Annotated in this window: 22 protein-coding genes; 8 read left to right on the top strand and 14 right to left on the bottom strand. The window is 71.5% G+C overall.

The window, feature by feature from the left end:
* The 3 genes from ACWZJV_RS26310 to ACWZJV_RS26300 are packed head-to-tail and all read left to right on the top strand — an operon-like array spanning position 1 to position 2,812.
* A complete protein-coding gene (locus tag ACWZJV_RS26310) occupies positions 1-1,416 on the top strand; it encodes a fatty acid desaturase (protein ID WP_457179439.1) in 1,416 nt (471 codons plus the stop codon).
* Positions 1,413-1,607, top strand: a complete 195-nt coding sequence (locus tag ACWZJV_RS26305; protein ID WP_008361402.1) for a ferredoxin — start codon at positions 1,413-1,415, stop codon at positions 1,605-1,607. The genes ACWZJV_RS26310 and ACWZJV_RS26305 overlap by 4 nt, the downstream gene beginning before the upstream one ends.
* A gap of 2 nt (positions 1,608-1,609) precedes the next feature.
* Positions 1,610-2,812, top strand: a complete 1,203-nt coding sequence (locus ACWZJV_RS26300; protein ID WP_457179438.1) for an NAD(P)/FAD-dependent oxidoreductase — start codon at positions 1,610-1,612, stop codon at positions 2,810-2,812.
* On the opposite strand, the gene ACWZJV_RS26295 is transcribed toward ACWZJV_RS26300, so the two are convergent.
* The 8 genes from ACWZJV_RS26295 to ACWZJV_RS26260 form a co-directional block, all read right to left on the bottom strand.
* Entirely contained in the window at positions 2,764-3,657 is an 894-nt protein-coding gene (locus tag ACWZJV_RS26295; RefSeq protein ID WP_457179437.1) for a universal stress protein, read from the bottom strand. The genes ACWZJV_RS26300 and ACWZJV_RS26295 overlap by 49 nt on opposite strands.
* 38 nt (positions 3,658-3,695) lie before the next feature.
* Positions 3,696-4,112 carry a pyridoxamine 5'-phosphate oxidase family protein gene (locus ACWZJV_RS26290; RefSeq protein WP_457179436.1) on the bottom strand — a complete coding sequence of 139 codons (417 nt, stop codon included), beginning with the start codon at positions 4,110-4,112 and terminating at the stop codon, positions 3,696-3,698.
* Between the two features lie 14 nt (positions 4,113-4,126).
* Positions 4,127-5,101 carry a universal stress protein gene (locus ACWZJV_RS26285; protein ID WP_457179435.1) on the bottom strand — a complete coding sequence of 325 codons (975 nt, stop codon included), beginning with the start codon at positions 5,099-5,101 and terminating at the stop codon, positions 4,127-4,129.
* Between the two features lie 74 nt (positions 5,102-5,175).
* Positions 5,176-7,545 (bottom strand): phosphoenolpyruvate synthase, encoded by a 2,370-nt coding sequence (ppsA, locus tag ACWZJV_RS26280; protein WP_457179434.1) that lies wholly within the window; start codon positions 7,543-7,545, stop codon positions 5,176-5,178.
* 10 nt (positions 7,546-7,555) lie between these two features.
* Positions 7,556-8,143 carry a hypothetical protein gene (locus ACWZJV_RS26275; protein WP_457179433.1) on the bottom strand — a complete coding sequence of 196 codons (588 nt, stop codon included), beginning with the start codon at positions 8,141-8,143 and terminating at the stop codon, positions 7,556-7,558.
* Positions 8,144-8,285: 142 nt separating this feature from the next.
* The gene (locus ACWZJV_RS26270) at positions 8,286-9,230 is read right to left on the bottom strand and encodes a universal stress protein (RefSeq protein ID WP_457179432.1); all 945 of its coding nucleotides are present in this window, start codon (positions 9,228-9,230) and stop codon (positions 8,286-8,288) included.
* Between the two features lie 400 nt (positions 9,231-9,630).
* Positions 9,631-10,482 carry a universal stress protein gene (locus ACWZJV_RS26265; protein WP_457179431.1) on the bottom strand — a complete coding sequence of 284 codons (852 nt, stop codon included), beginning with the start codon at positions 10,480-10,482 and terminating at the stop codon, positions 9,631-9,633.
* A gap of 135 nt (positions 10,483-10,617) precedes the next feature.
* Positions 10,618-11,307 carry a hypothetical protein gene (locus tag ACWZJV_RS26260; protein ID WP_457179430.1) on the bottom strand — a complete coding sequence of 230 codons (690 nt, stop codon included), beginning with the start codon at positions 11,305-11,307 and terminating at the stop codon, positions 10,618-10,620.
* A 149-nt stretch (positions 11,308-11,456) separates the two neighbouring features.
* On the opposite strand from ACWZJV_RS26260, the gene ACWZJV_RS26255 reads away from it, so the two are divergent.
* On the top strand, positions 11,457-11,732 hold the full coding sequence (locus tag ACWZJV_RS26255; RefSeq protein ID WP_196874417.1) for an SHOCT domain-containing protein: 276 nt from the start codon (positions 11,457-11,459) through the stop codon (positions 11,730-11,732).
* A 50-nt stretch (positions 11,733-11,782) separates the two neighbouring features.
* Positions 11,783-12,598, top strand: coding sequence for an SDR family NAD(P)-dependent oxidoreductase (locus ACWZJV_RS26250; protein WP_457179429.1), 816 nt, complete (start codon positions 11,783-11,785; stop codon positions 12,596-12,598).
* 12 nt (positions 12,599-12,610) lie between these two features.
* Here ACWZJV_RS26250 and ACWZJV_RS26245 read toward each other — a convergent pair whose 3' ends face one another.
* The 6 genes from ACWZJV_RS26245 to ACWZJV_RS26220 form a co-directional block, all read right to left on the bottom strand.
* Positions 12,611-13,222 carry a hypothetical protein gene (locus tag ACWZJV_RS26245; RefSeq protein WP_457179428.1) on the bottom strand — a complete coding sequence of 204 codons (612 nt, stop codon included), beginning with the start codon at positions 13,220-13,222 and terminating at the stop codon, positions 12,611-12,613.
* A 32-nt stretch (positions 13,223-13,254) separates the two neighbouring features.
* The gene (locus tag ACWZJV_RS26240) at positions 13,255-14,205 is read right to left on the bottom strand and encodes a universal stress protein (RefSeq protein WP_457179427.1); all 951 of its coding nucleotides are present in this window, start codon (positions 14,203-14,205) and stop codon (positions 13,255-13,257) included.
* Positions 14,206-14,320: 115 nt separating this feature from the next.
* The gene (locus ACWZJV_RS26235) at positions 14,321-15,982 is read right to left on the bottom strand and encodes a SulP family inorganic anion transporter (RefSeq protein ID WP_457179426.1); all 1,662 of its coding nucleotides are present in this window, start codon (positions 15,980-15,982) and stop codon (positions 14,321-14,323) included.
* A gap of 42 nt (positions 15,983-16,024) precedes the next feature.
* Positions 16,025-17,779: a GAF domain-containing sensor histidine kinase gene (locus ACWZJV_RS26230; protein WP_008361415.1), complete on the bottom strand. Its 1,755-nt coding sequence runs from the start codon at positions 17,777-17,779 to the stop codon at positions 16,025-16,027.
* Positions 17,780-17,822: 43 nt separating this feature from the next.
* Positions 17,823-18,491, bottom strand: a complete 669-nt coding sequence (locus ACWZJV_RS26225) for a response regulator (protein WP_008361416.1) — start codon at positions 18,489-18,491, stop codon at positions 17,823-17,825.
* Positions 18,492-18,585: 94 nt separating this feature from the next.
* Entirely contained in the window at positions 18,586-19,338 is a 753-nt protein-coding gene (locus ACWZJV_RS26220) for a DUF4389 domain-containing protein (protein ID WP_457179425.1), read from the bottom strand.
* 152 nt (positions 19,339-19,490) lie between these two features.
* Between ACWZJV_RS26220 and ACWZJV_RS26215 the strand changes: the two genes are divergently transcribed.
* Genes ACWZJV_RS26215 through ACWZJV_RS26205 form a run of 3 tightly spaced genes read left to right on the top strand, consistent with a single transcriptional unit; the run spans position 19,491 to position 22,028 of the window.
* Positions 19,491-20,018 (top strand): flavodoxin domain-containing protein, encoded by a 528-nt coding sequence (locus ACWZJV_RS26215; RefSeq protein WP_231381211.1) that lies wholly within the window; start codon positions 19,491-19,493, stop codon positions 20,016-20,018.
* Position 20,019: 1 nt separating this feature from the next.
* Entirely contained in the window at positions 20,020-21,003 is a 984-nt protein-coding gene (locus ACWZJV_RS26210; RefSeq protein WP_196874425.1) for an Acg family FMN-binding oxidoreductase, read from the top strand.
* A 53-nt stretch (positions 21,004-21,056) separates the two neighbouring features.
* Positions 21,057-22,028 (top strand): 1-phosphofructokinase family hexose kinase, encoded by a 972-nt coding sequence (locus ACWZJV_RS26205; protein ID WP_457179424.1) that lies wholly within the window; start codon positions 21,057-21,059, stop codon positions 22,026-22,028.
* Positions 22,029-22,074 lie beyond the last annotated feature (46 nt).

Here is a 22,074-nt window from a genome sequence, read left to right as displayed (position 1 = left end):
ATGACACTCGACGCCAGCGGCACTGTCGACCGGGGCTCCACCGAGAGGTGGCGCGACAGGAAGCGCTATCTGTGGCTCCTCGGCCTCGTGGTCCCGTCGTTCGCCTTCATCGCCGTGGGTGGCTACGTCCTGACCGGGTGGGGCGCGTTCCTGTGGACGGGGCCGATCGTCGTCCTCCTCATCGTCCCGGCCATCGACTTCGCGGCGGGCCTGGACCGCTCCAACCCGCCCGACGACATCATCGAGGAACTCGAGGAGGACCGGTACTACCGCTACATCACCTTCGCGTTCCTCCCGATCCAGTACGCCGGGTTCGCCTTCGCGATGTACCTGATCGCGACCCAGGACTGGCCGTTGGCGCACAAGATCGGCCTGGCCCTCACCATCGGCTTCATCGGCGGCATCGGCATCAACACCGCCCACGAGCTCGGCCACAAGAAGGAGAGCCACGAGCGGTGGCTGTCCAAGATCGCGCTCGCGCAGAGCTTCTACGGACACTTCTACATCGAGCACAACCGTGGCCACCACGTACGGGTCGCGACGCCCGAGGACCCGGCCTCCTCCCGGATGGGTGAGAACCTCTACGGCTTCTGGTTCCGCACCGTGTCGGGGTCGCTCAAGAGCGCCTGGGGCCTGGAGGCGAAGCGCTACCGGCGCAAGGGCACCCACCCGTTCCACCTCGGCAACGACGTCCTCAACGCCTGGCTGATGAGCGTGGCGCTGTGGACCGCCATGACGCTCTGGCTGGGCGTCGGGATCCTGCCCTACCTGATCCTCCAGGCCGTCATCGGCTTCTCCCTGCTGGAGATCGTCAACTACCTGGAGCACTACGGGATGCTGCGGCAGAAGACCACCTCCGGGCGCTACGAACGGGTGCTGCCGATGCACTCGTGGAACTCCAACAACATCGCCACCAACGTGCTCCTCTACCACCTGCAGCGGCACAGCGACCACCACGCCAACCCGACCCGGCGCTACCAGACCCTGCGTGACTACCGGGAGTCCCCGGCCCTGCCGACCGGCTACGCCGGGATGATCGTCCTGGCCCTGATCCCGCCGCTGTGGCGCCGGGTGATGGACAAGCGCGTGGTCGCGCACTTCGACGGCGACGTCCGGCTGGCCAACGTACGCCCCGGCCGGCTCGACACGCTGCTCGCGAAGTTCCCGCCTCCCGCCGACCTTGCTCACGAGGAGATCGGGGCGATCGACGACGTCACCCGGCAGATCTTCGACGACGAGGTCGCCGCGGGCCGGTGCCCCGGCTGCGGCTACGTCTACGAGGTCGCGGTCGGCAACGAGCTGGAGGGCTTCGCGGCCGGCACCGCCTGGCGAGACATCCCCGACGACTGGTGCTGCCCCGACTGCGGCGTACGCGAGAAGGTCGACTTCATCCCGCTGAAGGAGTCAATGCTGTGAGCGCCATCGAAGCGGACAAGACGGTGTGCGAGGGCATCGGCATGTGCGAGGCCCAGGCCGACACCTACTTCCAGATCGGCGACGACGGCCTCGTCGAGGTGCTCAGCGACGAGGTGCCCGACCCGGACCGCGCGTACGTCAAGGCCGCCGTCGACTCCTGCCCGGTCTCCGCCCTCCGCCTGAAGGGATGAGCATGTCCTCCGACCACGACCGTCACCTCCTGGTCGTCGGCGCAGGCCTGGCCGGGCTCCGCGCGGTCGAGGGCGCACGTGCTGCCGGCTGGTCCGGACCGATCACGATCGTCGGCGACGAGCGGCACCCGCCCTACGACCGGCCACCGCTGTCCAAGGCGGCGCTCTCCGGCGAGGAGCAGCCGGCCGTGCCGGTGCTGCGGTCCAGCGAGGTGATCGAGGAGCTGCGGGTCCGGCATCTCGCCGGGGTGCGGGTCCACGGTCTCGACACCGAACGCCGCACGGTCGCCACCAGCGCCGGGGAGCTCGACTACGACGCGCTCGTCATCGCCACCGGCAGCACGGCGACGACCCTGCCCGGGCTGACCGGCCTCCCCGGTGTGCACGTGCTCCGGCGCTACGACGACGCGCTCGACGTACGCGACTCCCTGGCCCGCTCACGACGGATGATGATCGTCGGGGCCGGGTTCATCGGCTCCGAGATCGCCTCGGCGGCCCGCGCCCGTAGCATCGAGGTCACCATCCTCGAGGCGGGCAGCCGCCCGCTGGAGCGCGCGGTCGGTCCGCACGCGGCCGGGCGGCTGATGGAGCTGCACGCCGAGGCCGGCGTCCGGCTGCTCACCCGGACCACCGTGTCCGGCGTACGCACCTCCGACCGTGGCGTCGACGCGGTCGAGCTGAGCACCGGTGAGACCCTGACGGCCGACGCCGTCGTCCTGGGCATCGGCGCCCGCCCGGCGACGGCATGGCTCGCCGGCAGCAACGTCGCCCTGGACGTACGCACCGGCGGGGTCCTCTGCGACCGCAGGCTGGCCACCAGCGCTCCCGGGGTCTGGGCCGCGGGCGACGTGGCGTGCGTCGACGGCGAGCGCGGCGAGCACTGGACCACCGCCGGCGAGCAGGGCCGGGTCGCCGGCGCGAACGCCGCCGGGGCGGACGAGGTCTTCGCCTCCGTCCCGTTCGCCTGGTCGACCTGGCACGGTCGCCGGATCCAGGTCGTCGGGGAGACCACGGCGGCCGACGAGGAGGAGCGCGAGCCCGGGTTCATCGTCTACCGGCGCGGCGGAGACGAGGTGGGGGCGGTCGGCATCGACAGCCCCGGTCCCGTCGCCCGGCTGCGCCGCGCCCTCGCCGCGCAGGCTCCGGACCGACGCGCTCAGACGGCGGTGGCCGGGGGCGTGTCGGCGCGCGAGTCGCGGGAGTAGGCGGACGGCACGACCGCGACCACGCTGTGCGCATGGTCCAGGAGGTGGCCGGCCACCCCACCGGGACCGCCGGTCACGACCATGTGCATGGTCCGGGACTGCTCGGCGAGGACGTGGGCGAGGCTTCCGGAGTGGATCCGGAGGCGTGGGTTCAGGTCCGGGTAGCGTTCCCGGAGCCCGGCGACGCACTCGGCGACCAGGGCCCGGTCGTCGTCGGTGCTGTCCGGGCCGCCGGCGCGGTAGCAGTACAGCACCGTGACCGGCAGGTTGCGCTGGGCGGCCTGATCGAAGGCGAACTCGAGGGCCGGGATCGAGTCACCCGTCCCGTCGATGCCGACGAGCACACCCCGGCCCACTCCCCCGCCGCCGGGGCGCAGCACGACCACCGGGCAGCGCGCGTCCTTGACGGTCGACCGGCTGACCGAGCCGAGGATCCGGCTCCGGATCGGGCCTCTGCCCCGCGACCCGAGCACCAGCAACGACGCGTGGGCGGAGGCGGCGTCCAGCACGCGTGCTACGGACCCGGCCTCCAGCTCCACGCTCACCTCCGGGCGCCGGTGGCCGGCGAACCCGGGAGCCCTGGAGAGCTCCTCGAGGCGGCGGTCGGCATAGCGGCGGGCGCTGGCCAGCACGGTCGCCCCGTAGTCCTGCTCGGGCTCCGAGGGCGCACCTGCCCGGAATCCGGGCGGGGTGTCCAGGGTCGAGGCGGAGACCACGTGGAACAGGCACATGTCCCGCCCGTCCCGGAACGCCTGCTCCGCCGCCCACGACACGCTCTCGGTCGCATCCGGCCAGTTCTCGACACCGACCAGGACGGCACCCTCGGGGATCGCTGCGTACGTCATCTCGACTCCTTCGCCTCTTCTCGTCTGCCACGTACTGCTCAGGTCGGCACGACGCGCCGGCCGGTGATATCGGTCGGCGTGATGCACACGAACAAGGTCCTTCGGCCGTTGGCCCAGGGCTCCGGCTCGAGGTCATGAGCCTTGAGCCAGACGCCGTCGACGAACTCCGCGGTCCCACGAGCCAGCACGCTCCAGCCCGAGGAGGTGTAGGTGTCGAACTCGTCGATCTGGTACGACACCGGCCCGATGCCGACATGGTTGGAGATCGCGGTGCGCGGGGCGGTGCGGAAGACGATCCGGTCACCCACCATGACGTGGTTGACCGGCAGGACCAGCGGCCCGTCCGGGTCGCCGAAGGCGACGCGGCCGACCTCATAGCGGTCCAGCAGCTCCAGGCACTCCGTGCGGTCCATCTCGGTCAGGTGACCGGGGAACCATCGTGCTGCGAGGTACATCGTCGTCTCCTTCGTCACCGGCGTCCGGCTCCGGCCGACCGGTTGTTCGCTGTGGTGGGGCCGACCGTCGCCCCGGCGTCCCCCTCGAACGCCGGGGCCACGTGCGGGTCGATCTCGACCGGGCAGCTGCTCTCGCGGAGGACCGCCCGGGCGGTGCCGCCGAGGTGTCCGAAGCCGAGGAACTGACGGGCGCGGCCGAGGATCAGCAGCTCGGCCCGGCGCGACGCCTCCACCAGCGCGTACGCCGTCTGGGCGTGCACCACCTCGATGCGGGCATCGACGGCTGCGGCGTCCGGGCCGCACTCGGTACGAGCCGTCTCGAGGGCCACGCTGAGCTCCCGCTCGGCCCGCTCCGTCCAGGCCCGCTCCTCGCTGCCGACGGTGAGGTAGTCCTGGTACGCCCCGAAGGTGTGCCACGCGTGCAGGAGGCGCAGCCTCGCACCGCGCGCGGCCGCCACCTCCAGCCCACGGCGTACGAGGGCGATGGACGCGGCCGGGTCGTGGACCCCCACGACGATCTCGTGGGGCGAGCCCTCCCGCGGCCATGCCGCCGGGACGACGACCATGGGCACCGGCGAGTGGGCCGCGACCGGGCCGATGATCGAGGAGGTGATGATCCGGTCGAACCGGGCTCGTGGCTGGTCACCGAGCACGAGGAGGCGGGCTCTGGCTGCCTCCTGGGCCAGCACCGCCGACGGCTTCCCCAGCAGCAGGTACGTGCTCACGACCGCGCCGCTGTTCGCCACCGCTTCCTCCGCCTCGGCGAGGATCGCGCGGCCGAGCTTGCCCATCCTCGAGTCGGGGTCGGTGTGGGCCGGCGGCCAGGTCGGCAGCGGCGGCGCGTACGGGTCGACCACGTAGACCAGGTGCAACGCGGAGCTCGACCGGACCGCCTCCGCGGCGGCGTAGCGGGCGGCGGCGATCCCGGCCTCGGTGCCGTCGACTCCTGCCAGGACGAGGTTCCTGGTTCCCTTGATTACTTCAGCCATGGCTCCAGCGTCGCTCTGCGGGGCCCTCCCACGACAGGGACCGTCGGCCCCGGCCAAGGGCCTTTGGTCGCTCATCACGACTCCTCCTCGGCCGCGAGCACCGTCTGCGTCACGGCGACCACCGAGTCCGGGGTGACACTGATGGAGTCGATCCCGAGTCCGACCAGGACACGGACGACCTCCGGATGGTCGGAGGGCGCCTGGCCGCAGATGCCGGAGTGGATGCCGTTGCGCCGGCAGCCCTCGACGGCGAGGCCGATCATCCGCTGCACCGCCGGGTCGCGCTCGTCGTAGTCGAAGGCGACCAGCTCGCTGTCGCGGTCGACGCCGAGGGTGAGCTGGGTCAGGTCGTTGCTGCCGATGGAGAAGCCGTCGAACCGCTCGGCGAACTCGTCGACCAGGATGACGTTCGAGGGGATCTCGCACATGGCGTAGACCTTCAGCCCGTGCTCGCCGCGCCGCAGGCCGAGCTCGGCCATCCGCGCCAGCACGCGATCGGCCTCGTCGAGGCGGCGCACGAACGGCACCATCACGACGACGTTGTCCAGACCCATCTGCTCCCGGACCCGGCGCAACGCGGCGCACTCGAGGGCGAATCCCTCGGTGTAGGCGGGGTGCGCGTAGCGGGCGGCGCCGCGGAAGCCGAGCATCGGGTTGGCCTCGCCCGGCTCGAAGGCCGCGCCGCCGAGGAGGGTGGCGTACTCGTTGGTCTTGAAGTCGGAGAGCCGCACGACGACGGGCTTGGGATGGAAGGCGGCGGCGATGGTGCCGATGCCCTCGGCCAGCCTCTCGACGACGTACGCCGCACCGTCGTAGCCGACGAGACGCTCGACCTCGGCGCGCTGCCCGGCGTCGGTGATGCGCTCGGGGTGGAGCGCGGCGAGCGGGTGCACGCGCACGTGCTCGGCGAGGATGAACTCCATCCGAGCCAGCCCGACCCCGTCGTTGGGCAGGAAGGACGACTCGAACGCGATCCCGGGGTTGCCGAGGTTGAGCATGACGTGCGTCCGCGGTCGCGCCGTCAGCGCGGTGGCGACGTCGTTCGCGTGGAAGTCGGCCAGGCCGCGATAGACATGGCCCTCGTCGCCCTCGGCGCAGGAGACGGTGATCTCCTCGCCCTCGGTGATCGTGCTGGTCGCGTCACCGGTGCCGACCACGGCCGGGATGCCCAGCTCACGGGCGACGATGGCGGCGTGGCAGGTGCGGCCGCCGTGCTCGGTGACCACCGCGGAGGCGATCTTCATCAGCGGTTCCCAGTCGGGGCTGGTGCTGGGCGCGACCAGCACGTCGCCGGAGGCGAAGCCGTCGTCGTCCCCGATCCCGCGGACGATCCGGGCACGGCCCGCCGCGACCCTCGCACCGACGGCGCGGCCGGTGGTGATCAGGTCGCCGTGGGCCTCGACCACGTACCGGGTCGTCGCGGTCGGCCGTCTCCGGGCAGCGACCGTCTCGGGGCGTGCCTGGACGACGTAGAGCAGGCCGTCGGTGCCGTCCTTGGCCCACTCGATGTCCATCGGCTTGTCGTAGTGGCGCTCGATGGTCATCGCCGCGCCGGCCAGCTCGAGCACCTCCTCGTCGGTGAGGCAGAAGCGGTCGCGGTCCTCGGGCGGCGTGGGCTCGTTCCGTACCGGCTCCTCCAGCGCCGTCTCCCCCAGCACCATCCGCACCGCCTTGCTCCCCAGGCGGCGGCTCAGCACGGCACGGTGGCCGGCTGCGTACGTCGGTTTGTGCACGTAGAACTCGTCGGGCTCGACCAGCCCCTGGACGACGTTCTCGCCGAGGCCGTAGGAGCCGGTCACGAAGACGACGTCGCGGAGCCCCGACTCGGTGTCGAGCGTGAAGGAGACCCCGGAGCAGGCGAGGTCGGAGCGCGCCATCTTCATCACCCCGACCGACAGCGCCACGGACAGCTGGTCGTAGCCGTGCCGGGCGCGGTAGTCGACGGCCCGGTCGGTGAAGATCGAGGCGAAGCAGCGGCGTACGGCGTCGAGCAGTGCCTCCTCGCCCTGGACGTCGAGGAACGTCTCGTGCTGCCCGGCGAAGCTCGCGTCCGGCAGGTCCTCGGCCGTGGCCGAGGACCTGACCGCGAGCGCGACGTCGCTGCCGTACTCCTCGCGAAGGGCCTGGTAGCCCTCCCGGATCTCCGCGGCCAGGTCCAGTGGCAGCTCCGCGGAGAGCAGCAGCCTGCGTGCCCGGGCAGCGTGCTCGGCGAGGTTCTCGCGGTCGTCGACGTCGAGGTCGGCGAAGACGGTCGCGAGGGCCGAGTCGATGCCCGCGGCACTCAGGAAGCGGCGATAGCCGTCGGCCGTGACGGCGAACCCGTCGGGCACGCGGATGTCGCGGTCGTGGAGGCGGCGATACATCTCACCGAGAGAGGCGTTCTTCCCGCCGACCAGGGGCACGTCGTCGATGCCGATCTCGCCGAAGGTGCGTAGGTAGCTCATGACCCTGCCGTCACCGCAGCCACGGGTGGTGCATGACGACCGGCATCCGTGCCCACTGCTTGCCGAAGCCCCAGGTGTCACCGGCGTACGTCATGGCCAGGACGCCCACGGTGAGCGCACCGAGCAGGTGGTCGTCGATGATCGGGTTGTTGTCGAGCGGGAAGCTCGCGAACCACATCAGCACGTACATCGCCGCGCCGGCGATGGCGCCGACCCGCATCCCGATGCCGAACGTGAGGGTGAGCCCGACGCCGAGCAGGCCGAGCATGAACAGCCCGTCGACCCACCACTGACCGGCCATGTCGTTCCACATGCCCTGCAGCCAGTTGTTCTCGGGCACGTTGGACAGGAAGCCGTCGGTGGGGCTGCCGCCGTTGACCCAGGCCGCATCCTTGGCGAGGAAGTCGATGCCCGTGCGGGTCCCGGCCTCGTTGGTGATCGCACCGGTGTGGAAGCCCAGCGCGAGCAGCTTGTCGAAGAAGGCCCACAGGAACGTGAGCCCGAAGGCGATCCGCAGCACCGCGAGCAGCCGCGCGGCGGGCATCGGGTAGTGCCCGGGCAGCGTCGTCGTGGAACCGGGTGTGGAGATTGAGGTCATGATTCCCTCCATCGGTCTCGCCGGCCCGTCTTGGCCGGACACCTTCAGCCAACCGCCGACGACGCCGTCGCGGCGAGGGAACGGGGTCCGCGCGAAGCGGGCCCTTCGTCCCCGCGGCGTCAGGACGGTCGACCGTCAGGCCTCACGAGCCGGACATCTCCGCCGGCCGCGACACCGACAGCTCCTCCGCCTCGACGATGTCGAGCACCGGAGGCAGCACCTCGACAGGACAGCGGCTCACTCGCAGCAGCGCCCGGCCGGTGCTCCCGAGGCGACCCGCAGGGAAAGCGTGCCGGCGGCGGCCGATGACCAGCAGGTCGGACTCCGCCGCCGCGGCGGCGATCAGCTGCGCCGGCTGCCCCTGGCGCACCTCGATGCGTACCTCGACCAGCCCCGCAGGCGCAGACCGATGACGTCGGGCCCGTTCGAGCGTGTCCTCGAGCTCGTGCCGCAGCGCGGCATCCCACTCGGCCAGGTCGCGCTGCGAGAGCGACAGGCCGTCGTACGGGGTGGGCACCTGCCAGACGTGCAGGATGACCAGCTCGGCGCCGCGGTCGGCCGCTTCGCTCATCGCGCGGGCGACCAGCCCGGCAGCGTCGTCGCAGTCCTTGACCGCGACGACGACACGGTCGGCGCCGGCGCCCGCGGGCCACGGCTCCGGGACGACGGCGACCGCCACCGGGGCGTACCCGGCGACCCGGTTGACCACGGAGCCCGTGAAGATCCGCTCCAGGGCGGAGTGGTGGTGGCCGCCCAGCACGACGAGCCGCGTCGCGGCCGCCATCTGCACGAGCCCGTCGGCGGCGTCACCCCGCACGAGCGTCGAGGTGACGCGGTCGGCCGGCGCCAGCGTCATCGCCTCCTTCACCGCCCTCTCCAGCAGCCCTGCCCCGAGCTCACGGTCGTGGCCGACGGGCGTCGGCGCGATGTACGGGTAGACGACGCCGGGGACGGTCGGAGGCGGCGCTACGTGGACCAGCCACAGCTCGTCTCCGCTGCGTTCGGCCTCGGCCGCCGCGTATCTGAGCGCCGCCCGACCACCCTCCCCACCGTCGATACCGACCAGGATCCGTGCTGTCTCGGACATGTCCTCCTCCTTCGGCACGGACACCCCTGGCCCGGCCCGCTCCGACTCTCACCGGGACGGCGGGGCCGAGGACAGGGGCATCGGTGCCGACGTCCGGGACCTTGGTCCACGCCGGCCGAGCTCGGAGACCCGGAAGCCGACCCGACCCGAGCAGGTGCCGTCCGCTCGATCAACGAACTGCCTGGTGGGAGCTGATGCGTGATCCTCCCCCACCAGGCGTCTTCCCCGGCGCCCGCCCACCCCCATGTGGCGGGCCCCCGGAGGCTCTTCGCAGCCCGGCGGTCGAGTCCGACCTCCTCCGGATCACGCTCTCGGACCTCTCCAGCCAACCTTTCACCGGCCGTTCCCCCGGAGAGGCCATGGTCCGGAGATGTCGGGATCAAGGTCCATGACCACGCCCTCAACGGTCGCGGCCGGTGGGCGCGGCGGGACAGGGCACCACGGCGACCGGCACCTCGGCCTGGTGGATCACCTCGCGCGCGACCGGTCCGAGACCCCAGGTGCCTCGCCCGTCGTGACGCCTTCCGAGCACGATCAGCTGCGCGCCGATGGACCTCGCCAAGATGATGCCGGCGGCACGGCCCCGGTCTCGTTCGATGGTGACCCGAACCTCCGGATACTCCTCACGCAACGGCTTGATCACGGACTCCAGGTCCATGCTGCTGCGCTCCTGACCGTCGCGCACCAGTGGTGCGTTGACGGTCGGGTCCCAGATGAGCACCGGACGAAGGTTGACCGTGTGCAGCACCACCAGCTCGACCCGGTCGCGCCGGGCCCGTTCGAAAGCCGCGCGCAGCACCGGCTCGTAGTGGCTGTCCGGGTCGACACCGACGACGACCGGCTCCTCCACGTGCTCCGCGGGACGCCACCCCGGTGGTACGACCACCACCGTCCCGAGCGAACGTCCGGCGACCCTCATCGCCGTCGACCCGACCAGCAGCCGGCGACCACCCCCGAGGCCGCGTTTGCCGACGACGAGCAGATCCTCCACGTCGGCGTACCCGAGCAACGCCGGCACGGGGTGGTCGAACTCGATGAGCGACACGGTCCTCATGCCGGGGTGCTCGGCCTCCACCTGCCGCTCGATCTCGCCCAGCACGGACCAGTGACGCCCGTCCAGGGCGTCCTCCTCGTGTCGCACCAGATGCTGAACGGCACCGACCGGTACGAGCGGCCGGCCTGCGGCGGCCGCTTCGGCGATGGCATAGGCCACCGCGGCCCGGTTGGGCTCGGAGCCGTCCACGCCGACCACGACCCGAGGTTCGAGCGGCGGTATCGGGCGGGTCGGTCGGTCCATGGGCTCTTGGCCCGCCACGGTTGGCGAGCCAGGACTCGAGGTTGCGGTCATGTCCCCTCCATCACGAGATCGGGTCGTCGCTCCAGCGGCTCAGTGCGCGCCTCGACGCTCTTGGGGCGGTACGCCCCTGAGGTAGCGATCCGGCCAGCCTGCCGCGCGGGCACCCGAGCGGAACCACGCCTCCAGCCCCGGTGCGTCGCGGCGCCCGAGCTCGTCGAGGAGCACCTCTCTGATCTGCACGGCCCGCAGCTTCTCGCTCGGGTCGGCAGCCCGGTCGAGGGCGACGTAGCTCGACCGCCAGGCCATGCACAGGTCCGAGTCGGTCACCTCGTCGGTGACCTCCAGGACGGCCTCGGCCGGATCCACGATCCACGGGCCGATCACTGCTGTCGACGAGACGCTGCTACCGGCCCGGGCGCGCCCCCCGAACCGACGTGTGGTCCGCCCCGGCTGCTTCTCCCGGATACGTCGGTCGAGCCATCCCGCCTCCCAGGCCGCGGCCAGCCCCGTCGCCGTGACCAGCAGGCCGGTCACGAATCCGAGCGCCAGGACGAGTCCCCCGGCGGCCAGCGGGACCGTCGGCCACGGCAGGCTCCTCAGGAGCACCACACGCCACTGGATCGGATGCTTCTCCGGCCACTGACACACCCACAGCGCCACCGCGACCAGCCAGCCCGCCAGCCACCAGGCGACCGTCGCCGCCACCGACCACGACATGAGCGCGACCAGACCACAAACGCCGACCATGCCGGCCACCACGCACCAGATCCAACGTCTCATGAGAGCCACTCTCCACAGCGGCGCGATCCGCGCGAAGGGGCGACGATCCCCTCGGCGTGGGACCAAGGCCCCGACTCCCCCAGCCGTTGGCCACTCGCCGCACCGGACGGCTCGGGCGCACTGTCGAGGCGTACACACAGCCATGCTCCGTGGAGGTCACGATGATGTACTGGTACGGCTCGGGAATGAACGGCTGGGGCTACGCCCTGATGACCATCAGCATGGTCCTGTTCTGGGGACTGGTCATCACGACCGCGGTCGTGCTCGGGCGCAGGCTGCTCCGCGAGGACCGGCCGATCGGCGGAGGCCCGATCACCCCGGAGGACGTCCTCGCCATGCGGCTGGCTCGCGGCGAGATCGATGAGGACGACTACGAGCGGCGGATGACGGTGCTGCGGACACGCGAGATCACCGGACCGCGCTGACCACGCTGACCACGCAGAGAGCTGATCGATACCCACAGAGGGAGTGCACGATGAAGCAGGAGCTGCGACCGATCGACGACCTGATCGCCCTGACGGGCAAGACCGCCATCGTCACCGGTGGTGCGATGGGGATCGGCCTCGGGATCGCCTACCGGCTCGCCGAGGCGGGCGCACGGGTGGCGGTGGCGGACATCGAGGAGGAAGCCGCCGCGTCGGCTGCGAAACAGCTGGTCGCCGACGGCTTCGAGGCCATGCCCGTGGCTGTCGACGTCTCCGACGAGACGAGCGTCCGGCAGATGGTCGACACCGTGGTCGAGGCCTACGATGCGATCGACATCCTCATCAACAACGCCGGGATCTATCCCAACATCCTGGTCATGAACATGACGCCCGACGACTTCCGGCGGGTGCTCGACATCAACCTGAACGGCGTGTTCCTGTGCACGAAGCTGGTGGCCGAGCGGATGATCGAGCGCGGGCAGGGCGGCCGGATCATCAACGTCACCTCCATCGACGCCCTGCACCCGTCCTCCGCCGGACTCGCCCACTACGACGCCTCGAAGCACGGCGAGTGGGGCTTCACGAAGAACGTCGCTCTCGAGCTCGCCCCCCACGGCATCTGGGTGAACGCGATCGCTCCCGGCGGTATCACCACCCCCGGCGTCAGGCATGCGCAGGAGGGCGCGCAGCTGCCCACAGGCGTCGACATGGCGGAGCTGATCGAGCGGTTCACCGCCCGGATCCCGATGGGTCGCTTCGGAGAGCCGGACGACATCGGACGCGCCGCGCTCTTCCTCGCCTCCGACCTGTCCTCCTACATGACCGGCACGCAGATCGTGGTGGACGGCGGCGTACTCCTGTCCTGACGGGCCGATGGCTCACTGTCGAGCCGCCTCCACGGACCAGGACAACAGCCGGACCAGCCACCATCCCGTCAGCACTGCCTGGACGAACGCCATCACGAGTCCGGCGCCGACCCCGATCAGGACGGTGACCCAGGGCCGCTGCCCCTCGTGCCACAGCGGGGTGGCGATGGCGAGGAACGCGCCGAGCGCCAGGAGCCATGCGACCGCGGTCGCCGGAGCCCAGCTGGCGGCGTGCGGCACGTGGTGGCGCAGCTCGAGCCACTGCGCGGCGCCGATCGAGAGCACGAGGAGCAGCCCGCAGAGGATCGGTAGGACCATCTGCATCCAGCCCGACGTGGTCGCGGTGAGTGCACTGGCCATGCCGAGCAGGTACGCCACCACGGCTGCGCCCGAGGTGAGCATCACCCAGCGGTGCCCGCGCACGCCGGGCAGCACGCCCCGGAGCACGACCGACTGCGCCCAGCCGAGGACGGCGCCCTCGACCGCGCCGGCGCCGAGCAACGCCGGCAGGCCGACGTACCAGGGCCGGTCCACCATCGTGGTGCCGACGGCGACGGGAACGAGGAAGCCCACGCCCTCCGACATCGTGACCGCGGTCGTCCAACGGACGAGCAAGGTCGCCATCGCCGGCTCCGTCGCCCTCCGGTCCCCGGATCTCAGAATGCGTGCGTCTCCTCGGCCTTCTCGATCCGGCCCTCGTGCTCGAGGACGAGGTCCTCGACGGTGATGACGTCAGGAACGGGAGGGTGTATCTCGACCGGGCAGCGGCTCTCGCGGAGCAGCGCACGACCCGTGCTGCCCAGGCGACCCAGCGGGAAGGAGTGGCGACGGCGGCCGATGACCAGGAGATCGGCGTTCGCTGCCTCGTCGACGATCACCCGAGCAGGCTGGCCGTGGCGGATGTCGATGCGTACGTCCACCCCGGACGCGCGCGGCACGCGCCGGCGGGCTCGGCCGAGTCCCTCGTCGAGGGCGCGCCGGGCTGCCTTCTCCCAGCCGGTCACGTCCAGGTGCGACAGCGTCATGTCGTCATAGACCGTGTCCAGCTGCCAGGCGTGGATCACGACCAGCTCCGCGTCGCGGTCGGCCGCGTGCCTGAGGCCCTGAGCGATCAGTCCGGCCGAGCTCTCGCAGTCCTTGACCGCGACCACGACGCGGCGAGCGGGTTCCTCCCCCGACCAGTCGCTCGGAACCACGACGACCGGGACCGGCGCGTGGCCCGCGACCCGGTGGGTGATCGAGCCCGTCACGATGTGTTCCAGGCGGTGTCCGCGGTCGTCGCCGAGCACCACCAGGCGTGCCTTCGCGGCGGCGTGGACGAGTCCGGGGACGGTCCTCCCCTCCAGGAGGGTCCCGCTGACATGATCGGCCCCCACGTAGGCGCCGGCCTCGTCCGCTGCCTTCCGCAACACCTGCATCCCGGAGTTTCGGCTGTCCTGCGAGAGCCACGGGTAGGGATGGACCACGTCGGCGGGCTCGCTCAGGGTCACGTGCATGAGCCAGAGGTCGGCGTCGTCGAGACCGGCCTCGGCCGCGGCGTAGGCGATCGCCGCCCGTTCGCCCTCTCCCCCGTCGATCCCGACCAGGATCCGGTTGTTCTCGGACATGTCGTCTCCTCCTGGGCGCGGCACGTCCGGCCGCTCCCAGGGTCCACTCTCATCCGCCGGAACGCGGGAGGGCAGGGACGTCGGGGCCCCACCCCGAGGACCTTGGTCCGTCAGGTCACCGCTCGCGACGGCGGTACGCCTCCACGGCTGTCGGAAGGGTGGGGAAGAGACGCTCCTCGCCGATCCTGTCCAGGATCCCGGAGGGTGCCAGTGAGTCGCGCAGGTCCTGCTTGATCCGGGCGATCGCGAGGACGACGCCGCGTTCGGCCAACGCGCGGCGCAGCGACTCGAGCGCGTCGACCGCGGTGATGTCCACCTCGACGTTGGCCTCGACGTTGAGCAGGAACCACTCCACCGGCCACTCGGCTGCGTCGACCGCAGCGAGCGCGCGGGTGCGGAAGTCCTCCGCGTTGGCGAAGAAGAGGGGCGAGTCGTAGCGGTAGACGAGCAGTCCCGGCACCTCCTCGGCGTCGGGGTAGTCGTCGACGTCGTGCATGCCGGCCAGACCGGGGACGAGCCCCAGGACCGCATCGTGCGGGTGCGCGACCCGGCGCAGCAGGTCGAGCACCGAGAGCCCGACCGCGATCAGCACGCCCCACATCACCCCGGCGGCGAGCACCGCCAACGTCGCGACCAGCGCCAGCACGAGCTCGCTGCGCCGGAACCGGGCGAACCGGCGCAGCTCGCCCACCTCGACCAGCTTGGTGGCCGCATAGACGACGACCGCGCCGAGCGCGGCCTCGGGAAAGGCCTCCAGGACCGGCGCCAGGAACAACACCGCCGCCACGGTCGTGGCTGCGGTGACGTACGAGGTCAGCTGCGTGCGCCCGCCGACGGCATGACCGATGGCCGTACGGCTGCCGCTGCTGCTCACCGGGAACCCGTGCAGGAGCGCGGACCCCACGTTGGCCCCGCCCAGCGCCAGCAGCTCCCGGCGCGCGTCGACCCGCTCGTCGCGGCCCGCGAAGGCACGCCCGGTGAGGATGTTGTCGGTGTAGCCGACGAAGGCGACCCCGAGCGCCGGCGCGAGCATCGCGACGACGCTGCCCAGCTCCAGATCCGGCAACCCGGGCGCCGGCGGCCGGATCGAGATCTCGCCGACGAGACGCAGCCCGTGCCCCTCGCCGAGCAGTGCGACGAGTCCGGTGGCGGCGAGCATGCCGAGCAGCGCGACCGGCGCCCGTGGAGCGAGCACGGAGCCGAGGATCATCGCGGCGGCGGCTCCGACACCGAGCAGCAAGGTCGGCAGATGCACCTGGTCGAGGTTGCGTACGAAGCTGGCGAGCTCGGTCAGCACGTCATCGCCCTCGATCCGCACGCCGGTGAGGTTATCGAGCTGGGAGACGACCATCAGCGCCGCGATGCCGGCCATATAGCCGACCAGCACCGGCCGGGAGAAGAGCTCCGCCAGCACCGAGACCCGGGCGAGCCAGCCCGCGAAGCAGATCGCCGCCACCACCAGCGCCAGCGTCGCCGCGAACCCGGCCGGATCGCGTGCCGCGCCGGGGGTGGCCCCGATCGCGGCCGCGGTCATCAGCGCCGTGGTCGACTCCGGGCCGACCGAGAGCAGCCGGGACGTACCCAGCAGCCCGTAGACCAGCATCGCCCCGACGCAGGCCCACAGCCCGGTCTCCGGCGGCAGACCGGCCAGCTCGGCGTACGCCATCACCTGCGGCACCAGGTAGGCGGTGATCGTCACGCCGGCGAGGAGATCGGGCCACAGCCAGCTCCGCTGGTAGCCGCGGCTCCACGACGGCATCACCTGGCGTACGTCCATGGCAGCACCTTGGCACGAGACGCCCAGGAGGGGTACGACCGGTCAGCTCAGCGGCACCGACCACTCCACCACGGTCCCCTTGGGCTTCGCCGTCTCGACGGTGCACCGACCGCCGTGGGCCTCGGCACGGTGACGCATGTTGGCCACTCCGCTCTCCACCGCGTCGTCGGGGATCCCGACCCCGTCGTCGCTCACCCGGAGCACCAGCTCGTCGCCGGCGGTCAAGGACACCTGCACCTCGCTGGCGCGCGCATGGCGAGCCGTGTTCGAGAGCGCCTCGCCGAGGACCGCGACCACGTCCTTGGCCACCTCAGGAGGCGTCCGCAGGCGGATCGGACCGTCGAAGGCGAGCCTGGGGCGGAACTTGAGCGACGCCGCCGCGCGGTTGACCAGCTCGGTGACCTGCGACTGGATGTCGCCGCTGTGGTCGGGGGCGCCGAGCTCGAAGACCGCCCGGCGAAGGTCGCGAATCGTGTCGTCGATGTCCTCGACAGCCTGGTCCAAGCGGCCGCGAAGCTTGGGGTTGTCGGCCAGGTTGAGGCCGCCCTGCAGACGCAGACCGATGACGAAGAGTCGCTGGATCACGATGTCGTGCAGGTCGCGGCCGATCCGGTCCCGATCGTCGTAGACGGCCAGGCGCTGGCGTTCTTCTCGGTTCTGCGCCAGCCGGATGGCAAGCGCGACCTGCTCCGCGAACGCGGTGGCGACCGTCAGGTCGACGCCCTGCGCCTCCTCGGCGTTGTCCCGCCGCCAGGCCAGGGCCAGCACGCCGACCGCGTTCATCTCCTCGGACGGGTCCGTACGTCCCAGCGGCACCAGCACCCCGGGCCCGATGTCGCTGAGATCGATGACCGCGGCCACGCTCCCTCCCCCGGTCGCGCTCGCGATGTCCTCCACCACCATCGGCACGCCGTCGCTGATCGCCTGGCTGGCTACCGACTCGCGCACCGGAGCACGCTTCAGCACGTCGGGGTCGACCTCGGCGCCGGAGACGACCTCCACCCTCAGCCGCTCGGCCGACGGTCCCGTCACGATCCAGGCCACATCGGCACGGGCGATCTCGCGGGCCCGATCGGCGACGAGCTGGAGGGCCGCGCTCCGGTCGATGTCGCCCATCAGAGTGCTGGTGATCTCGGCCCGGGCATCCAGCCAGCGCCCGCGCCGCTCGGCCTCCTCGGCCAGGAGGGCGTTCTCGACCGCGACGCCGGCTGCGGCGGCGAGGGCGACGACGATGCGCTCGTCCTGGTCGGTGAACTCGACCCCGTCGATCTTCTCGGTCAGATAGAGGTTGCCGAAGACCTTCTCCCCGATGCGTACGGGAACTCCGAGGAACGAACCCATCGGCGGGTGGTTCGGCGGGAAGCCGTAGGAGGCCGGGTGGGCGGCGATGTCGCGCAGCCGGACCGGCTCGGGGTGGTCGATCAGCAGGCCGAGCACACCATGTCCGCTGGGCAGATCCCCGATGAGGATCTGCTCCTCCACGGTGAGTCCCTGGGTGAGGAAGAGTCGCAGCCGGCGTTCGCCGGCGCTGGCGAGGACGCCGAGCGCCGCATACCTGGCCCCCGCCAAGGTCTTGGCGACCTCGACGATCCGGTTCAGCAGGTCGTCGATCGAGAGGCCCGCACCCATCGTGACGATGGCGTCGAGCAGCAGCCGCCAGCGCACCTGCTCGTCTCGCGCGTCGGTGAACCGGTCGAGGACCTCGGTCAGCAGCTCGTCGAGCGGTGTGCTGCGCAGTGTTGTTGTCTCGGCCGTGTCAGCAGGTGCACGGCGCTGTCGGGGTGGCGTACGTCCCACGTCGACCCCCTCCGTCGCAGGGGTGGTACATCCCCCGAATCTATCAACCCTGCAGCGTCTTGGTCACCAGAATCGCAGCCTGGGTCCTGCTCTCCAGGCCCAGCTTGGCGAGGAGGGAGGAGACGTAGTTCTTCACCGTCTTCTCCGCCAGATGCATCTCCTTGCCGATCTGCCGATTGGTCAGGCCCTCGCCGATGAGCTCCAGGATCCGGCGCTCATGGTTGGTGAGGTTCTCGAAGACCGAGTTGGTCTTGGGCCCGCTGCGGATACGCTCCAGCACCTGCGCGGTGACCGCCGGGTCCAGCATCGACTTGCCCGCGGCGACCTGGCGCACGGTCTCGACGAGGTCGGCGCTGCGGATCTGCTTGAGGAGATAGCCGGCGGCGCCGGCCATGATCGCGGAGAACAGCGCGTCGTCGTCGTCGAAGGACGTCAGGATCAGGGCGGCGATGCTCGGGTCCACGGAGCGTACGTCGCGGCACACGTCGATGCCGGACCCGTCGGGGAGCCGGCCGTCCAAGATCGCGACATGAGGGCGCAGGGCGGGGATCCGCCGGCGTGCCTCCTCGGCCAGGCCGGACTCGCCGACGACGACGATGTCGTCCTCGTCCTCGAGGAGGTCCTTGATCCCGCGGCGGATCACCTCGTGGTCGTCGAGCAGGAAGACCCGGATGGGCTCGGTGGCGCCCTCGGGCGCTGCGGATTCGGTCACCTGATCAACCTACGACCATGGACGACGCCCGCCAATGCACGTCTTACCCGTGCGCCGAGGACCAAAGTCCCTCGACGCACGCGTGACACCCCGCTCACGGCCGTCCGGTTCCCACCGGGTCTGCCGGAACCGGCGGGGTCGCCGCCGCGCCGGCCGGGGCCGACGGTTCCGGAGCCACGGGACGGGCCGGGTCGCTCCCACCCTGGTCGAGCCGGAAGGGCGGGTAGGTGTCGGTCATCAGGAAGACGTACGCCGCCACTCGTGCGGCCCACCTGTCCATCCCGAGCACCAGGTCGAAGATCCCTCGCGGGTAGCCGCGTCCGAACAGCATCGCGACGCCGGCGAAGAGGACGAGGAGCCCGACGATCCCGCTCCCCCAGGTCCAGGTCTCCGGGTCGTTGCCGGTCTGCGTGACGTACAGCCCGCCACCCACGAAGAAGCTCAGGACCAGCAGGTGCGGGATCGCCAGCAGCCAGGACTTCACCAGCACCAGCCCGCGTGAGAGCCGCTCGGGATAAGCGATGTGGAGGCGGGCCGGGTAGTCGGCCACGTCGTCGAGGGTGAACGGCGGGTAGGCGTCGGTGCCGAGCGCGGCGTAGCCGTAGAAGTCCACCCGCCAGGTCCAGCGCAGCACACCGAGGTTGAAGTCGAAGATCGCCCGCGGGTAGCGGCCGGTGAACAGGATCGCGAACCAGGCGACCACGCTGAGCACGGCGAAGGCGACCCAGAGGAACAGCAGGATGATGTAGTGCGGGATCAGCAGCAGCCACTTGACCAGCCACAGGGCTCGACTGACCCGGGTGTCGAGATGCCCCTCGAGCACCACCGGGGATTCGGTTGAGTTCATGGCTTCAGCCTCTGCGCCCCGTCGGCCGGCCGCATCGGACCTAGGTCCTCGGGTCCGGGACGTGCGCCACTGCCCGGTCCCCTCCGTTCGGCCGAGGGTGGTGCCATCGGCACCACGCAGGGGGCGTGGCGCGCAGAAAGGACGTGAACCAGATGCGAGCAGCCGTCGTCTACGAGTCGATGTTCGGCAACACCGCCACCATCGCGACCTCGGTCGCCAACGCTCTTCGGCGCACCGGGATGGAGGTCAAGGTGATCCCGGTGGCGCTCGCCGGCGCCGACGTGCTCCGCACGAACGACCTGGTGGTGATCGGGGCCCCGACCCATGCGCTCGGCATGAGCAGGCCGAGCACGCGAGCTGACGCGGTGCTGCGGGGTGCTCCGGCGGAGGTCGAGGCCCGTGGCGTCCGCGAGTGGCTCGAGGAGCTGGACGACCTCGAGGACCCGGGGTCGGTGCGCATCGCCGCCTTCGACACCCGGTCCCGGGCGATGCGCCATCTGCCCGGCTCTGCCGCCAAGCACGCGGCCCACCTGCTGCGGCGCCGCGGCTACGACGTCGCCCCGTCGGTGAGCTTCTACGTCGGCGGCCTGGAAGGTCCCCTCGGCCCCGACGAGGAGGCCCGCGCCGGCGACTGGGCCGCCGATCTCGGCCGCCAGCTGATGCGACGGGTGGTGGTCTGAGATGTCGACCCTTCCCGACGAGCCGACCCTGCGGGCGATCCTGGGTCTGGCATCGCGCGCGCCGTCGGTCCACAACACCCAGCCGTGGGCGTGGGCCGTACGCGACCAGATGCTGCTGCTCCGGGCCGACCCGCACCGCAAGCTCCTCCACGCGGACCCCAACGAGCGTGACCTGGTGATGAGCTGCGGCGCCGCGCTCCACGAGCTCGTCGTGGCCGCCGCCGGCACCGGGTGGGCGTGCACGGTGCACCGCACTCCCGAAGGCGGCCGCACCGATCTGCTCGCGGTCGTGACGTTCACGCCGCGTGAACCCGACACGGCCGACCTCGGCAGGCTCGCCGCCATCGAGCAGCGCCACACCGACCGGCGCCTGGTCTCGTCCTGGCCGGTCCCGCGCGAACGCCTCGACCACCTCGCCGAGCTGGTCCGTGACCACGCCGTCGTGGCCACCACGGTCCCCGACCACCTCCGTCCGGTCGTGCTGTCGGCACTGGAGACCGCTCGCGCCCACCAGTCGACCGACGAGGCCTACCTCGCCGAGCTCTACTCCTGGACCCGCGGAGGAACCGAGGACGGCATCCCGGAGTCCAGCCTGCTCGCTGCCGGCAGCGACCCCTCGTCCTACTCCCGGTTCCCGGGCGGGACGCTCGCCGACGACTACGGCGACACCGGCGGGTCCGCCGAGGAATGGCTCGTCCTGGCGACCGCCTCGGACGACCCGCTCTCCTGGCTTCGCGCCGGTGAGGCGCTGGACGCCATCTGGCTCTCGTGCACCACCTCGGGCCTGGCCCTGGTGCCCTACACGCAGCCGATCGAGATCGGGTCCACCCGGCGTACGCTGCAGCACGACCTGCTCGGAGACAACTCCTGCCCGCAGGTGCTCGTACGGATCGGCTGGCCGCAGCGCCACCAGGCTCTCCTGCCGCCGACCCCGCGGCGCGCCGTCGACGACATCCTGCACCACGAGAGCGCCGCGTCCTCGTGACCCTGCCGAGCGACCCTCGTGGGCAGACCGGACGACGGCAGGAAGGGCCGCTGATGCTGACCTCACCCGACGTCGTGACCATCACCCTGAACCCGGCGCTGGACGACTCCTTCTCCGTGCCTCGGCTCGTGCCGAGAAGCAAGATGCGGTGCAGCGCCCCTCGGATCGACCCCGGCGGCGGTGGGATCAACGTGGCGCGCGTGCTGCACGTGCTCGGCGTTCCCACGCTGGCGGTCTTCCCCGTGGCGGGTCACATCGGGAGTGCCCTCACCGAGCTGCTGGGGATCGAACAGCTGCCGTTCGAGGCGATCGACGTGCGGGGCGAGACCCGGCTGAGCCATCACGTGACCGAGCTGGACACCGGACTCGAGTACCGCTTCGTGCTGCCCGGAACGCCACTGTCCGGCGACGACCTGGACCGCTGTCTCGAGGCGGTGGAGCATGCGGCGCGCCACGCGGCGTACGTCGTGCTCAGCGGGAGCCTGCCGCCGGGCGTCTCCGCCGACATCGTCCCTCGGGTGCAGCGCCTGAGCGACGCCGCCGGCGCCCGGCTCGTCGTGGACGTCTCCGGTGTCGCCCTCGCGCAGGCGCACGGCGCCTACCTGATCAAGCCGAGCGTGCGCGAGCTGGAGGAGCACCTGGGCCGGGAGCTGGCGACGACCTCGGAACAGCTCGAGGGGGCCCGGCAGCTGCTGGGGTCCACGCGCGCAGGCGTCGTCGTGCTCTCCCGCGGCCACCTGGGCATCGCCCTCATCACCCCGAGGCGTACGCAGCTGCTCCCCGCCGTCTCCGGCGACCTGGTCAGCGGCGTGGGCGCCGGTGACGCCCTCGTCGCCGGGATCGTCGCCGGGCTGACCCAGGGCTGGGACCTGCCCCGGGCGGCACGGCTGGGCCTGGCCTGCAGTGCGGCGATGATCGCGACGGCGGGCACCTCGGTGTTCACCCGCGACGGTCTCGCCGAGCTCACCTCGGACCTTCCCGTGGGGCACTCCGAAGGCGGACCGCTCTCGGCGGCGCTCGGGTGACCCTGGCGAAGGGGCGCTGGTCGTGGCCCGAGGCGCCCTTCTCGGG

The organism is Nocardioides sp. WG-D5 (genome assembly GCF_054031175.1).
Note: the sequence above shows the minus strand (reverse complement) of the source record. Positions and strands in the feature narration are given on the sequence as shown.